Origin of the sequence: Marinobacter bryozoorum (assembly GCF_023156245.1) — a bacterium.
Lineage (GTDB): Bacteria > Pseudomonadota > Gammaproteobacteria > Pseudomonadales > Oleiphilaceae > Marinobacter > Marinobacter bryozoorum.
In genome coordinates this window covers 15,616-29,025 of record NZ_JAKZAH010000027.1, presented here as the reverse complement: position 1 = coordinate 29,025, position 13,410 = coordinate 15,616, and the positions used below count along the sequence as shown (strand labels likewise).

General features: G+C 61.6%; 14 protein-coding genes. 7 read left to right on the top strand and 7 right to left on the bottom strand.

What is annotated here, in order from left to right; translation table 11 throughout:
* Nucleotides 1–3: 3 nt before the first annotated feature.
* Both moaD and MLC59_RS13910 read left to right on the top strand, forming a co-directional pair.
* A complete protein-coding gene (gene moaD / locus MLC59_RS13915; protein WP_248235198.1) occupies nt 4–264 on the top strand; it encodes a molybdopterin converting factor subunit 1 in 261 nt (86 codons plus the stop codon).
* A gap of 2 nt (nt 265–266) precedes the next feature.
* The gene (locus MLC59_RS13910) at nt 267–722 is read left to right on the top strand and encodes a molybdenum cofactor biosynthesis protein MoaE (RefSeq protein WP_248235196.1); all 456 of its coding nucleotides are present in this window, start codon (nt 267–269) and stop codon (nt 720–722) included.
* A 147-nt stretch (nt 723–869) separates the two neighbouring features.
* Here the strand turns inward: MLC59_RS13910 and mobA are convergent, their stop codons facing one another.
* Both mobA and trxA read right to left on the bottom strand, forming a co-directional pair.
* On the bottom strand, nt 870–1,463 hold the full coding sequence (gene mobA / locus MLC59_RS13905; protein WP_248235194.1) for a molybdenum cofactor guanylyltransferase MobA: 594 nt from the start codon (nt 1,461–1,463) through the stop codon (nt 870–872).
* A gap of 75 nt (nt 1,464–1,538) precedes the next feature.
* Nucleotides 1,539–1,865 carry a thioredoxin TrxA gene (gene trxA, locus MLC59_RS13900; RefSeq protein WP_091848782.1) on the bottom strand — a complete coding sequence of 109 codons (327 nt, stop codon included), beginning with the start codon at nt 1,863–1,865 and terminating at the stop codon, nt 1,539–1,541.
* Between the two features lie 328 nt (nt 1,866–2,193).
* On the opposite strand from trxA, the gene ppx reads away from it, so the two are divergent.
* Nucleotides 2,194–3,708, top strand: coding sequence for an exopolyphosphatase (gene ppx, locus MLC59_RS13895; RefSeq protein ID WP_345799782.1), 1,515 nt, complete (start codon nt 2,194–2,196; stop codon nt 3,706–3,708).
* 55 nt (nt 3,709–3,763) lie between these two features.
* On the opposite strand, the gene MLC59_RS13890 is transcribed toward ppx, so the two are convergent.
* A complete protein-coding gene (locus tag MLC59_RS13890; RefSeq protein ID WP_248235188.1) occupies nt 3,764–5,695 on the bottom strand; it encodes an ATP-binding cassette domain-containing protein in 1,932 nt (643 codons plus the stop codon).
* Nucleotides 5,696–5,761: 66 nt separating this feature from the next.
* Here MLC59_RS13890 and MLC59_RS13885 point away from each other — a divergent pair, with 66 nt between their 5' ends.
* The 3 genes from MLC59_RS13885 (at nt 5,762) to bamJ (ending at nt 7,515) form a co-directional block, all read left to right on the top strand.
* Nucleotides 5,762–6,313 (top strand): DUF2390 domain-containing protein, encoded by a 552-nt coding sequence (locus tag MLC59_RS13885; protein WP_248235187.1) that lies wholly within the window; start codon nt 5,762–5,764, stop codon nt 6,311–6,313.
* Nucleotides 6,310–6,699, top strand: coding sequence for a DUF4124 domain-containing protein (locus tag MLC59_RS13880; protein ID WP_248235186.1), 390 nt, complete (start codon nt 6,310–6,312; stop codon nt 6,697–6,699). Before MLC59_RS13885 ends, MLC59_RS13880 begins: the two co-directional genes overlap by 4 nt.
* A 102-nt stretch (nt 6,700–6,801) precedes the next feature.
* Entirely contained in the window at nt 6,802–7,515 is a 714-nt protein-coding gene (gene bamJ, locus MLC59_RS13875; protein ID WP_248235185.1) for a BamJ family beta-barrel-assembly machinery protein, read from the top strand.
* 104 nt (nt 7,516–7,619) lie between these two features.
* Here bamJ and rsd read toward each other — a convergent pair whose 3' ends face one another.
* Together rsd and MLC59_RS13865 are read right to left on the bottom strand one after the other, a co-directional pair.
* Nucleotides 7,620–8,102 carry a sigma D regulator gene (rsd, locus tag MLC59_RS13870; protein WP_248235181.1) on the bottom strand — a complete coding sequence of 161 codons (483 nt, stop codon included), beginning with the start codon at nt 8,100–8,102 and terminating at the stop codon, nt 7,620–7,622.
* 128 nt (nt 8,103–8,230) lie between these two features.
* Entirely contained in the window at nt 8,231–8,728 is a 498-nt protein-coding gene (locus tag MLC59_RS13865; protein WP_248235179.1) for a disulfide bond formation protein B, read from the bottom strand.
* A gap of 117 nt (nt 8,729–8,845) precedes the next feature.
* Between MLC59_RS13865 and MLC59_RS13860 the strand changes: the two genes are divergently transcribed.
* The gene (locus MLC59_RS13860) at nt 8,846–9,289 is read left to right on the top strand and encodes a flagellar basal body-associated FliL family protein (protein ID WP_248235177.1); all 444 of its coding nucleotides are present in this window, start codon (nt 8,846–8,848) and stop codon (nt 9,287–9,289) included.
* 42 nt (nt 9,290–9,331) lie between these two features.
* Here MLC59_RS13860 and gshA read toward each other — a convergent pair whose 3' ends face one another.
* Both gshA and MLC59_RS13850 read right to left on the bottom strand, forming a co-directional pair.
* On the bottom strand, nt 9,332–10,885 hold the full coding sequence (gshA, locus tag MLC59_RS13855) for a glutamate--cysteine ligase (RefSeq protein WP_248235174.1): 1,554 nt from the start codon (nt 10,883–10,885) through the stop codon (nt 9,332–9,334).
* Nucleotides 10,886–10,981: 96 nt separating this feature from the next.
* The gene (locus tag MLC59_RS13850) at nt 10,982–13,324 is read right to left on the bottom strand and encodes a Tex family protein (protein ID WP_248235172.1); all 2,343 of its coding nucleotides are present in this window, start codon (nt 13,322–13,324) and stop codon (nt 10,982–10,984) included.
* Nucleotides 13,325–13,410 lie beyond the last annotated feature (86 nt).

Below are 13,410 nucleotides of genomic sequence, written 5' to 3'. Positions count from 1 at the left end.
ACCATGAGTGACCAGACTGTGACCGTTCGTTTTTTTGCCCGCCTTCGTGAAGAGCTGGGTACGGACCGGGAAACCCTGCCCTGCGAGCCCGGCCAGACGGCCGGCAACCTGCTGGAGCAGCTGTCGAGTCGTGGCGGCGCCTGGGCACAGCTGACCGGCGACCAGCCGGTGATGATTGCAGTGAACCAGGCCATGGCGAAACCTGCCACCCCGGTGCAACCCGGGGATGAAGTGGCCTTTTTCCCGCCGGTAACCGGAGGCTAGGCATGGAAGAGGTGCGCATCGGCGAAGCGGATTTCGATCCTGCGGCAGAATATGAAAGCCTTCGGGACAGTGGCTCGGGTACGGGTGCCATCGCGACATTTACCGGCCTGGTAAGGGACAGCGGCGATCTTCAGGGGGTAACCGGGCTGTACCTGGAACATTATCCCGGCATGACCGAGCAGGTGATCAGTGACCTGATCCGCCAGGCCCGGGAACGGTGGGACGTTCGCCGGGTGAAGGTGATTCACCGGGTCGGTACATTGCGGCTTTCAGACCAGATTGTCTTTGTGGGTGTGGCCAGCGCCCATCGCGGGGACGCGTTTGCTGTCTGCCAGTTTCTGATGGATGTGCTGAAGACCAGTGCGCCTTTCTGGAAGAAGGAGCTCACTGAGTCGGGGGAGCACTGGGTTGCGCAGAAGGATTCGGACTTGGCAGTTGGTGGGCGTTGGGAGGGATAGCCCCCTTGTTCAGGGCCTGGTGGCTGGTACCCGGGTGGGGGAGCTTTCTTCCGGAAAAAGAACTCGCTTTGCTCAGACACCTTTTTCCTGCAGAAAGCTCCCCCACCCGGATACCGATTTAAACTGCGCTTTTCGGCATCAAAAAAACTACAGCAAATCAGCTGGTTTATTTCGGTTACTGAAAATCTCGCCGGCTTCCGGACAGTCAACCACCGTTACCCCAACCGACTCTGCAAATCCCATCACCCGACGGTTACCGGATTCCAGCCACTGCTGGAGAGAAACCATAAGGCTGACGGGATAGACCCCATGCAGGGGGTGTGTCCTGCCCTCACTTTCGGCTATTACCGGGCGTTCAGGCTGCGCCTCCCAGGCTGTTACCAGGGCGTCGAGGGTGGCCGGGGTGATTCCGGGGGTGTCACAGGGGCAGACGAGGACTGCGCTGGCGCCTTCACGAGCAGCGGCTTTAAGACCGGTGAGCAGGCCGGCCAGGGGGCCCTGGTGGCGAAGGTCGTCAGGGTCCTGGAGGACGTGGCCCGGGGCCAGTTGTTCGTAGTCGTCCAGGGAACGATTGGCGCTGATGAATACGGCGGGGGTTACTGCGCCCAGGGCCTGGTAGACCCACCGGGCCATGGGCTGGCCCTGCCAGGGGAGCACGCCCTTGTCCTGGCCGCCCATTCGGGAGCCTTTGCCACCGGCGAGGAGCAGGCCGATGATGGCGGGAGGTCGGTCGCTGGTCATGGCAATAAAAAACCGCCCGTGACCCTGGCCTGTGTTCGGGGGCCAGGTTCAGGGGCGGCTGTGGACATTAACCGCTTAGAGGTTGCTGTCCAGGAAGGCGGCCAGCTGGGACTTGGACAGGGCGCCTACCTTGGTGGCATCCACGTTGCCGTTCTTGAACAGCATCAGGGTGGGAATGCCGCGGATGTTGAATTTCGGCGGGGTCTGTTCATTTTCGTCGATGTTCAGCTTGCAGACCTTGAGCTTGCCTTCGTATTCCTCGGCGATTTCTTCCAGTACCGGGGCAATCATCTTGCACGGTCCGCACCACTCTGCCCAGTAGTCCACCAGTACAGGGGTGTCGGAGTTCAGTACGTCCTGCTCAAAGGAATCGTCGGTTACGTTTACGATATTTCCGCTCATTGCTGTTTCCTGCTTCTGTCACGGGAGGCCGGAAACCCTTGCGGGGCCTGGCGTCCGGTGAGCTGGATCTTTGACGGTGGCATCACCGCCGCGAACAAAATAGGGTGGCTTCTGAAAAGCGACTATACGTTACTTTACGCGATTTGGCTTCCACCTGTGAAGCGTCCCCGTGGCAGTAGTCTCCGCTATTGCCAGTGTGTTCCGGGAGAAGCTTCCGGTTGGTACACCAGGCGCTTCCAGTACTGACAGGCTTGATGTAATTCGCTTATAGTACCGGCAGCGGCGCAGGCGCCTCACTATATAGGCTGGCAAGAGGATTTCAAGACACGTGACGGCTTCAGACAACGCCAACCCGCCCGAGCTGCTTGCGGCCATCGACATGGGCTCCAACAGTTTTCATATGGTGGTCGCCCGCCAGGTACACGGTGAAATCCGGACCCTAGAGAAGATGGGAGAGAAAGTTCAGCTGGGGGCTGGCCTGGACGCCAACAACAACCTCACCGAAGAAGCCCAGCAACGGGCCCTCGCCTGTCTCAGTCGCTTCGCCCAGCGCCTCAGCGGCATGCCCCCGGAAGCCGTTCAGATCGTCGGCACCAATGCCCTGCGGGTTGCCCGCAATACCCAGGAGTTCATCGCCCGCGCCGAGGACGTTCTCGGCTACCCGGTAGAGATCATTGCCGGCCGGGAAGAGGCCCGCCTGATCTACCTGGGGGTGTCTCACACCCTGTCTGATGACACCGGCCGCCGGCTGGTGGTGGATATTGGCGGCGGCAGCACCGAGTTTATTATCGGCGAGCGCTTCGAGACCCAGGCGCTGGAAAGCCTGCATATGGGCTGTGTGTCGTTCCGCAATCGTTACTTCCCCGACGGCAAGATCACCCGACGGCTGATGGACCAGGCCGTCACTCATGCATCCCAGGAGCTGCTCAATATCCGTTCCCGTTACCGGGAACTGGGTTGGCACAGTGCGGTGGGATCGTCCGGCTCTATCAAGGCCGTAGCCAACGTTCTGGCGACCCTGCGCATCACCGATGGGGCCATAGACCTGAAGAGTATGCGGGAGCTGCGCCGACGGCTGATCGATATGGGCCATGTGCGGCGCCTGGCGGATCTTGGGGTTCGCACGGACCGGCAGAGCATTTTCCCGGCGGGCTTCGCCATCTTGCTGGCGGCCTTCGAGTCCCTCGGCATTGAAGGGATGACCTATGCCGACGGCGCCCTGCGTGAAGGGCTGCTGTACGACATCCTGGGGCGAATTCAGCACGAGGATGTTCGTGAACGTACCATTACCGCGCTGCAGGAGCGCTATCACCTGGATCAGCGCCATGGTGAGGCCGTGGAAGCTTCTTCCATCGCCCTGTGGCGGGGCGTATGCCGGGACTGGAACATCAACACGCTTGGGGATGAAGAGCTGCTGCGATGGGCCGGACGGCTACACGAGATTGGCCTGACCATTGCGCACAGCCAGTACCACAAGCATGGTGCCTACCTGCTTCACTATTCTGACCTGCCCGGTTTCACGCAACAGTTCCAGCAGGAGCTGGCGACGCTGGTGCGGGGGCATCGGCGCAAGTTTGCCCCATCGATCTTCGACGGTTTCGAGCCTGCCGACGCCCAGCGCCTCAAGCGTCTGTGTGTACTGCTCCGGCTCGGAGTTCTGCTGCAGCACGCCCGCAACTACGAGGCGCCGCCGGCGTTGACCGCAAAGGCGTCGAACCGCCGACTGCAACTGACCTTCGATGAAGACTGGCTCAGCCAGCGACCCCTGACCCTGGCAGACCTGGAAAACGAAAAGGACTACCTCGCAAAGCAGGGTTTCTCGCTGGAAGTCCAGACCCGCTGATACCCGGATTTACGGTCCCTGACCAGTGAGCCGGCGCTCTCAGCAGGGCCCGTCATCAGGTCTCCAGCTGTGCCTCCAGTTCTTCCAGTTTCTCACCGGTTTCCAGCCAGGTCGCCTCTGCGGCTTCCAGCGCTGAGCGGGCACTGGCCTGCTCACCCAGCAGGGCCTTGAGGCGCTCTTTGTTGGCGGCGTCATACAGGGAGGCATCCGACAGGGTTTCTTCCAGCTCGGCCAGTTTGGCCTGGGCGGTTTCCATGGACTTTTCGGCCTGGGCCAGCTGCTTCTTCCAGGGGCTCAACTGTTTCCGCAGCTCGGCCTGCTCCCGCTTCTGGGCCTTGCGCTGCTCGGCGGTTAATCCGGTCGCCTGGCTTGCAACAGTTGCCTGGCTATCCCTGCGCGGGGGTTCATCGTCATCCCGCCGCCGCTCCGCCAGCCAGCGTTCGTAATCCTCCAGGTCGCCCTCATAGGGTGATACTGCACCATCACTGACCAGCCAGAACTCGTCTACGGTATTACGCAGCAGGTGCCGGTCGTGGGACACCACGACCATGGCGCCGTCAAAGTTTTGCAGGGCCATGGTCAGGGCCTGGCGCATTTCCAGGTCCAGGTGGTTGGTGGGCTCGTCGAGTAACAGCAGGTTCGGCTTCTGCCAGGCGATGACTGCCAGCGCTACCCGGGCCTTTTCACCGCCGGAAAACGAGCGAATGGCCGAGAGCGCCTCATCGCCATGGAAGTCAAAGCCACCCAGGAAGTTGCGGATGCTTTGTTCCGACGCTTTTGGTGCCAGCCGCTGCAGGTGCAGAAACGGGCTGGCGTCCAGGTCCAGGGACTCCAGCTGGTGCTGGGCGAAGTAGCCAATGGCCAGGTGCTCGCCGGTGGTTCGCTCCCCCGCCAGCAGGGTTGCCTCGCCCAGCAGGGCATCCATCAGCGTGGACTTGCCAGCGCCGTTTGGACCCAGCAGGCCGATGCGACTGCCCGGCAGCAGCGTGACGTTCAGCCCGGACAGGACGACGGTATGACCATGGCCAGCCCGCCCGTTGCGAATCGACAACAGGGGGTTCGACACCTTGTCGGCCACTGGGAAGGTGAAGCTGAATGGCGAATCAATATGGGCGGGCGCGATCTGTTCCATCCGCTCCAGCGCCTTGACACGGCTCTGGGCCTGGCGCGCCTTGGTGGCCTTGGCCTTGAAGCGGTCGATAAAGCGCTGGATCTCGGCAACCCGGGCTTGCTGCTTCTCGTAGCTGGCCTGCTGAAGGGCCAGCCGCTCACTGCGCTGATGCTCGAACGCCGAGTAGTTACCGGTGTACTGCACCAGCTTCTTGCGATCGAAGTGGATGATATGTGTGGCCACCCGGTCCATGAAATCCCGATCGTGGGAAATGAACAGGAGTGTACCGGGGTATCGGGCGAGCCAGTTTTCCAGCCACAGGCAGGCATCCAGGTCCAGGTGGTTGGTGGGCTCGTCCAGCAGCAACAGGTCCGAGGGTTTCATCAGTGCCTGGGCCAGGTTCAGCCGTATGCGCCAGCCACCGGAAAACGAGGATACCGGGCGGTCAGCGTCCCCTTCGGCAAACCCCAGCCCACGGATCAGCGCTTCTGCCCGGCGGGGTGCTGACCAGGCCTCATGGACATCCAGTTCGCCGTGGATATGGGCCATGGCATGGTCATCGCCCTCCGCTTCTGCCTTTGCCAGGGCCGCTTCCAGCTCCCGCAGGCGACTATCGCCATCAAGCACAAACTCCCGGGCGCTGCGCCCCGATGCCTCTACTTCCTGTGCCATATGGGCAATGCGGCAGCCACCGGGCAGGCCGACCGAGCCCTGCTCTGCGGACAGCTGGCCCAGCAGCAACTGGAACAGGCTGGACTTGCCCGCGCCGTTGGCGCCGACAATGGCCACCCGCTGGCCCGGCTGGATAGTCACGCTGGTGGAATCTAGCAACCAGACACCACCACGTTGTAAACTGAGATTGCTTATCGTAATCATTGCGGGATTATAACGCTCCCGGGGTAAAATTCGTGAATGAACCGGGTATCGATTGACGGACGACCTATGGCAGCTCAGGAACCAGTCCACACGCCAGATACGGATACACCCCTGTGGCGATTTTCGCTGACGCTCTGGCAGCGGCAAGAAGCCAGCGAGCTGTGCCTGGAGTTGCAGCAGCAGGGCTGGTCAGTCACCCGCCTGCTATGTGCCGGATGGCTTGCCAGCACGGGTTGTAAATACTCCGGCCACGAACCTGATGACCTGCGCCAGTGGCGCGGAACAGTAACAGAATCCGTACGATCCCTTAAGAAATCACTGGATAAATCCGATAACCTGCTCACACCACTGCGGCAAGCTCTGGCAAAAGCCGAACTGGAAGCCGAGCGGGTCGAGCTTTACCGGGCCTGGCAGGCACTTCGTGACACCGCTGTTGCCAGCCCGACAGCAGATACTACCCGGCTTGCGGAACAGAACCTCCGCATGGCCGCACCGGACACCAACGGCAGCCTCAACGCAAAAACGGAGCCCATGATCAGACATCTGGCACAGCTCATCAACCAGATTTCCTCGCCTGCGTGTTCTGGCTGCCATCCAGACGGGCACCCGGCGCCATGACCCGCTGGCTGATCCGACTGGCCTTCCCGGCGCTGGGCCTGCTGGTCGCGCTGCTTATTTTTGGCGTCAAGGCACCAGAGAGCCCAACCACCAGCCCGGAAGGCGCCGATGAAGCCAGCACCATCCCCTCTTTCGAGGCCCTGGTCCCTGCCCCGACCAGGCCCACCGGACCTGACATTGTCTTCAAATGGCAGGCCCCGGACGGCAGCTGGCACTATGCCGACCAGCCCCCGGAAAACGGCAACTGGAATACCCTGGCCATCGAGCCGGGCCAGGACACCCGGACCTTGCAGCCGGTGCCACCAGCCCCCGCCGAGGATGACCTGATCTCACCCTACTCGGCTCCGTTTTCACTCGAGCCCGGGCAGCCACGGTCCGACAGCTGATGCACGGCGCGAAATTACGACTCCGTCAGTAGTATCACAGCCTTAAAGCGGTTACCTTTGGCCTTTACCCGCGAACAACACATTATTGTGACAGGAATGACCATGAAGAAAACGCTGATCGCCCTCTCCGTTGCCGGTGTACTCGCCGGATGTACCGCTGGCACCCAGAGCCCTGAAGTTACCCAGGCGCCGCTGGAAACCAACAGCGAGAAAGTCAGTTATGGCATGGGCATGGTGCTTGCAGAGCGCATGCAGAACGACTTGCCCGGGCTGGAACTGGAACAGTTTATTGAAGGCTTCCGCCACGGCCATGCAGACGATGACTCCGTCCGCCTGAGCCGACAGGAAATCCAGGATGCGATGATGGCCTACCAGCAGGAGATGCAGGCCCAGCAACAGCAGGAGATGGAGCAGGCCGCCACCAGCAACCGCGAGGCCGGTGAGCAGTTCCTGGCAGAGAACGGCGAGCGTGACGAAGTGACGACCACCGAGTCCGGCCTGCAGTATGAGGTGCTGGAAGAAGGCAACGGCGAGAAGCCCGGACCGGAAGATGAAGTAAAGGTCCACTACACCGGCGAACTGCTCTCCGGCGAGGTTTTTGACAGCTCCCGCGAACGGGGCGAGCCGGTCACCTTCCGCCTGAACCAGGTGATTGAGGGCTGGACCGAAGGCCTTCAGCTGATGAGCGAAGGCAGCCGCTTCAAGCTTTATATTCCCTCAGACCTGGCCTATGGCCCCGGTGGCAACATGAGCATCGGCCCCAATGAAACCCTGGTGTTCGATGTCGAGCTGCTGGACATCAACCCGGAGGACTGATCCCACCAGCCTCCACCTGAAACAGAAAGGGCGGCCTCGCAAGGCCGCCCTTTCTGTTTGTACCGTTCGTCAACAGGCCCGGACAGGCGGCCTGACTGCCACAATCACACCGATGACGGCACCTTGTCAGCATGGGCGTTATGCAGGTGCTCGATGAGGAAGTCTTCCAGCTCGAAGCGGGTTTCGAGGGCCTCACCCAACCGGGACAGCTCTGCCATCAGGTCGTCCATTTCTGACTCGGCCGGCCGCTTACCATCAATGCGCTCATTGAAGTCGAGCACTACCTCCGTGGTTTCGCTGATACGGGGATAAATGCGGCCCGCCAGTTCAATGCCTCCGTCGTCAAACTCACGGGCTTCCTGGATCAGTTGCTCATAGATTTCAAAGTGGCCAGCGGACGTATAATCCACCAGGATCTGGCAAAGCCGCTCAAGCTTCTTGCCAAGATTCTCTGAAGCGGTATCCCGGGCAGTATCGGAGAGGTCACAGTAGTGTACGAGGAGTTCCTGGCGCTCCTTCAACCAGCGGTCAATCAACTGGTGGACGCCTCCCCAGCGTTCCTTCGCAGTACGGCAGTTCTCTAGCATGGTGCCTCCCGGGCGGATGAGGTTTATCGCAGTCAGCGGTGAGAACCAAGTTACCCTAATTGCGAGCAGGCGGGCAAGCACCAAAAACACAACCTGTAAGGGCCCCCGGGCGACCGCGAAACAGTATCTCAGCGACGGGCAGAAGGACGGATGATTCCGAACAGAATCGCTAGTCCCGCCAGGATGATCAGGGTGAAGAATACGGCGGTCCAGCCGGGAATACTCAGCCCCAGGAAGGTCCACACCACCTTGGCACAGTCACCGGTACCCTTGACCGCCATGGCCAGCACATCCATCAGCGGGAACACCTCCAGCATATAGTCGACGGAAGTACCGCAGGCCGGCACCTGGTCCTCAGGCAGGCTCTGCAGCCATAACTGACGGCCCGCCAGGCCGACGCCGATACCCGCTGTCAGCGCCAGCAGGAAGCCGTAGATGCGCCCGCCAATATTGCCCGGGTTATGGATCACCGCCAGCAAGCCCACGGCTGCCACCCCCATAAAGGCAAACCGCTGCAGCCAGCACAGGGGACAGGGCTCCAGCCCCATGACGTATTCCATGTAAAACGCCACCGCCAGCAAGCCGGCAGGCACCAGGAAAGCAAAGAGAAAAATCAGTCTGCGCATCTGTCGTGAAACCTTCTGTCGTTGGCTGGCATCGCCCGACCTGCAATGGCTGCATCCGCCAGCGGGTCCTGCTATTCTGCGAGCCAGACCATTTCCTATTGTGAATCAAGAAAACCGATGATGAATCGATACCCTGCTTTCTGGATCAGCCTCGTGTTCGCTATCGCATTGCCTTTCTCAGCCCTTGCCCAGGAAGAGCCCGGCGCTGACGAATCCAGCGAGGACGCCCCGGCGTTTACCAACTACCTGGAAATGACACCCTCGTTCGTCACCCATGTGGGTGAAGCGTCTGAGCGCCTCAAGTACCTGAAGGCTGATGTCTCCCTGAGGGTCAACTCAGAAACTGCCGGCGCGGCTATAGAAACCCACATGCCCCGGCTACGCCATGAACTGGTCATGCTTTTTGGTGAGCAGACCGACCTGGAAACCCTTTCCTCCCCGGATGGACAGCAGGCCATCCGGGAGGAGGCCCGTAACCGCCTGAACCAGGTATTGGAGCAACAGAGGACCGGCGAACAGATTGTCGATGTGCTGTTCACTACCTTTGTGATTCAGCGATAACCCAGCGCCAGGATCCCACCATTTTCCACTGCCCTGGGACACTCAGCTAGCCAGGTAGTTCTCGAGGAATTCTCCGAATGTACCACTGTCGGCCTGCTCCATAGCGGCCTGCTCATCCAGTGATTCCCGTGTCATACGCTCGAAGTCAGCGCGGACCTGCTCATCGGGGGCTGCCTCACGCAGGCTGCGCTGGTGCTCCCTGGACAGCTCCAGGGTCCACTCCCGGTGGCCGCGACCGGTATTCTCCATGGCAGCCAGCACGCGAGCTGACGGCAGCAGTGACGGGTCGTCCAGCTTCTGCCGTTGCGCCGCCAGGGCCTCCCGGTATCGACTTCCGCCCTGCCACTGGTCAAGCTGTTCCGCCAGGGCATCCAGTTCATCCAGGGCTTCCCGCGAGGCATCGCCAAGGGCAAGGGCGCGATCGCAACCGGTCAGCTGGAGCCGGGGATCACGGCCTTCGTTCACCACATCCTTGTAGTTATCGTCCAGGCGGTCACATTCCGCATCACCGATTCGCGGGCTGTCCTGCAGCAGGCAGCCCAGCAGGAACAGGTCCAGGAAATCCACCTGCGGGGCGTTCAGGCCCAGCGGCGAGAACGGATCCAGGTCCAGGCAGCGCACCTCGATGTATTCCACGCCACGACGGTCCAGGGCCTGGATGGGCTTCTCGCCGCGCTCGGTGGTCCGCTTCGGCCGCACCGCGCTGTAGTACTCGTTCTCGATCTGGAGGATGCTGGTGTTGATCTGGATAAACTGGCCGCCACGACGGGTGCCGATTTCCTCGTAGGGAGGCCAGGTCGTGTGAATCGCCCGGTCGAGGGTTTCGGTGTAGGTTTTCAGTTCGTTGAAACAGATGTTCAGGGACGACTGGGCGTTGTTGTGGTAACCCAGGTCCCCCATACGCAGGGAGGTGGCATTGCGCCCGTAGAAGGTATCGTCACCCAACGGTGACAACTGATGACTGACGCCACGCACAAAGCTGGCATCCAGCGCCGGTGAAGCGCCAAACAGCAGCATCAGCAGCCAGCTACGGCGGCGGAAATTGCGGATCAGCCAGAAATACTGGTCGGATTTGAAATCCTGCAACGACTGCCCGTTGCCCAGTAATTGCTGCCATTTCTGCCAGAAGCTATCGGGCAGGGACAGGTTGTAATGGGCGCCGGCAATGCTTTGCATCATGCGGCCATAGCGCACGGCCAGGCCCTGGCGGTAGACATGCTTGAGCTGGCCAATGTGGGAGCTGCCGTATTCCGCGATCGGAATACTGGGGTCACCATCCAGCGCACAGGGCATACTGGCAGACCAGAGCACTTCGTCTTCCAGGTGCTGGTGGACAAACCAGTGGGTGTCCCGCAGGGACGCCAGCATTTCCTCGGTGCTGCGGCACACCGGGGTGATCAGCTCCATCAGGGATTCGGAGTAATCGGTGGTGATGCGCGGATGGGTCAGCGCCGAGCCCAGTGCCTTCGGATGCGGGGTCTGGGCGATGAACCCGTTGCGATCAACCCGCAGCCCCTCTTTCTCGGCCCCCTTCAGGAACCCGTCCCAGTCACTGGCGTTGAGCTGAGAAAACAGCCCGTGGCGCGATGCACCCATGTTTGACTCCTCTGATCACCCGGCGAGCGGAAGCCTCACCGCTGCGGACAACTTTAGCACGGGCAGGCAGCCGAAAGGCCGCCCACCACCGTTGGATTAACGCTTGTCCTTGCGGGCTGAGGCCAGCGCTTCGGCCAGGGCCCCTGCCATGGCACCCTGGGGTTGTTGCGGTTGGGCACCCCGCCGTCCGCCACCAGAGCCCTGGCGGCCCTGGGCAGGCTTGCGACGATCGCCCTGCCCCCGCTCCGGCCGGTTGCTCTCGCCGGGCTTGTCGTCCAGGCGCATGGACAGGCCAATACGCTTGCGGGGAATGTCTACTTCCATCACCTTGACCTTAACGATGTCCCCGGCCTTGACCACCTCTCGCGGGTCTTTCACGAACTCGTGGGACAGGGCGGAGATATGCACCAGCCCATCCTGGTGTACGCCGATGTCCACAAACGCCCCGAAGTTGGTCACGTTGGTCACCGTACCCTCCAGGGTCATGCCCGGCTTCAGGTCGTTGAGGGTTTCCACCCCTTCCTGGAAGCTGGCAAAGCGGAACTCGGGCCGGGGGTCGCGTCCCGGCTTTTCCAGCTCGGCGATGATGTCCCGGATGGTGGGCACCCCGAACTGGTCGGTCACATAGTCCTCCGGATTGAGGCTACGCAGGAAGCTCACATCACCAATCAGGTCGCCCACCTTACGACCATTCTTGTCGGCAATGGCTTCTACCACACCGTAGGCCTCGGGATGTACGGCAGAACGGTCCAGGGGGTTCTCGCCCTGACTCACCCGCAGGAAACCGGCGGCCTGCTCGAAGGTCTTCGGCCCCAGCCTAGGAACTTCCAGCAGCTGCTTGCGGCTGCGGAAACCGCCATTGCGGCTGCGGAACTCGATGATGTTCTCGGCGGTGCCGGGGTTCAGGCCCGACACCCGGGACAGCAACGGCGCCGATGCGGTGTTCAGGTCGACGCCGACACCGTTTACACAGTCCTCCACCACCGCGTCCAGGCTGCGCGCGAGCTGCACCTGGGAGACATCGTGCTGGTACTGACCGACGCCGATGGACTTGGGCTCGATCTTGACCAGCTCCGCCAGCGGGTCCTGCAGGCGGCGGGCAATGGAAACAGCACCACGGATGGTCACATCCAGGTCCGGCAGTTCCCGCGAGGCGAACTCAGAGGCTGAGTAAATGGACGCACCGGACTCACTCACCACGATGCGGTTGAGCTTGAACTCGGGGTAGCGCTTGCACAGGTCGGCCACCAGCTTCTCGGTCTCCCGGGAGGCGGTGCCGTTGCCGATGGCAACCAGTTCGATCCTGTGCTCCCGGCACCACTTCGCCAATTGCTCTATGGACTGGTCCCACTGATTTTTCGGGGCGTGGGGATAGATGGCGCCGTAACCGGCCACCTGACCGGTGCCGTCGATTATCGCGACTTTTACCCCGGTGCGCAGGCCCGGGTCCAAACCGAGGGTCGGCCGGGGGCCGGCCGGAGCCAGCAGAAGCAGGTCCTTGAGGTTATTGGCAAACACCTGGATCGCCTCGGCCTCGGCGGCTTCCCGTACCTGGGCCATGAGGTCTGTTTCCAGCTGGGTAGACAGCTTGACCCGCCAGGTCCAGCGCACCACCTCGGCCAGCCAGCGATCCGCCGGGCGGCCCTGGTCACGGATATTCCAGTGGGCGGCAATCTTCGCCTCCGCCGGGTGCGGCACGCGACGGTCGTCACTCTCCCCTTCCACGGTAATGGCATAGGTGAGAATGCCCTCGTTGCGCCCACGCAGAATTGCCAGCGCCCGGTGGGAGGGCATTTTCTTCAGGGGCTCCTGGTGATCAAAGTAATCCCGGAACTTGGCGCCTTCGTTCTCCTTGCCCTCGATGACGGTGACCTTCAGCTGGCCTTCACCCCACAGGTAGTCCCGCAAGCGACCCAGCAGCTCGGCGTCCTCGGCAAAGCGTTCCATGAGGATGTTACGGGCGCCTTCCAGGGCCGCCTTGGCATCCTCGACACCAGCTTCCCGGTTCAGGTATTCCGCTGCCAGGGCTTCCGGATCCTGCTCCGGGTTCTCATACAGACTGTCGGCCAGCGGCTCCAGCCCTGCCTCACGGGCGATCTGGGCCTTGGTGCGACGCTTGGGCTTGTAGGGCAGGTACAGGTCTTCCAGGCGGTTCTTGGTGTCGGCGGTGTCGATGGCGGCACGGAGTTCGTCGGTCAGTTTGCCCTGCTCATCAATGCTTTTGAGGATCGTTTCCCGCCGCTCTTCCAGCTCCCGCAAGTAGCGCAGCCGCTCTTCCAGGGTCCGCAGCTGGCTGTCGTCCAGGGCACCGGTAACTTCTTTACGGTAGCGCGCGATGAAGGGGACTGTGGCACCCTCATCCAGGAGGGCAATGGTGGCGTTAACCTGTTGTTCGCGTACGCCGAGCTCTTCGGCTATGCGGCCGGGAATACTGATCATGCTGTGTTACCTGAAAGGGGAGAATCCTGCCCGCACGATAGCGGACCATTCGTCACTGTATTGGGTCAGACCGTTAAATCAGACCG

Bases quoted from the DNA above. Each gene is read 5' to 3' on its own strand.
- moaD (WP_248235198.1), top strand. From the start codon at position 4: ATGAGTGACCAGACTGTGACCGTTCGTTTTTTTGCCCGCCTTCGTGAA.
- MLC59_RS13910 (WP_248235196.1), top strand. From the start codon at position 267: ATGGAAGAGGTGCGCATCGGCGAAGCGGATTTCGATCCTGCGGCAGAA.
- mobA (WP_248235194.1), bottom strand. From the start codon at position 1,463: ATGACCAGCGACCGACCTCCCGCCATCATCGGCCTGCTCCTCGCCGGT.
- trxA (WP_091848782.1), bottom strand. From the start codon at position 1,865: ATGAGCGGAAATATCGTAAACGTAACCGACGATTCCTTTGAGCAGGAC.
- MLC59_RS13890 (WP_248235188.1), bottom strand. From the start codon at position 5,695: ATGATTACGATAAGCAATCTCAGTTTACAACGTGGTGGTGTCTGGTTG.
- MLC59_RS13885 (WP_248235187.1), top strand. From the start codon at position 5,762: ATGGCAGCTCAGGAACCAGTCCACACGCCAGATACGGATACACCCCTG.
- MLC59_RS13880 (WP_248235186.1), top strand. From the start codon at position 6,310: ATGACCCGCTGGCTGATCCGACTGGCCTTCCCGGCGCTGGGCCTGCTG.
- bamJ (WP_248235185.1), top strand. From the start codon at position 6,802: ATGAAGAAAACGCTGATCGCCCTCTCCGTTGCCGGTGTACTCGCCGGA.
- rsd (WP_248235181.1), bottom strand. From the start codon at position 8,102: ATGCTAGAGAACTGCCGTACTGCGAAGGAACGCTGGGGAGGCGTCCAC.
- MLC59_RS13865 (WP_248235179.1), bottom strand. From the start codon at position 8,728: ATGCGCAGACTGATTTTTCTCTTTGCTTTCCTGGTGCCTGCCGGCTTG.
- MLC59_RS13860 (WP_248235177.1), top strand. From the start codon at position 8,846: ATGATGAATCGATACCCTGCTTTCTGGATCAGCCTCGTGTTCGCTATC.
- gshA (WP_248235174.1), bottom strand. From the start codon at position 10,885: ATGGGTGCATCGCGCCACGGGCTGTTTTCTCAGCTCAACGCCAGTGAC.
- MLC59_RS13850 (WP_248235172.1), bottom strand. From the start codon at position 13,324: ATGATCAGTATTCCCGGCCGCATAGCCGAAGAGCTCGGCGTACGCGAA.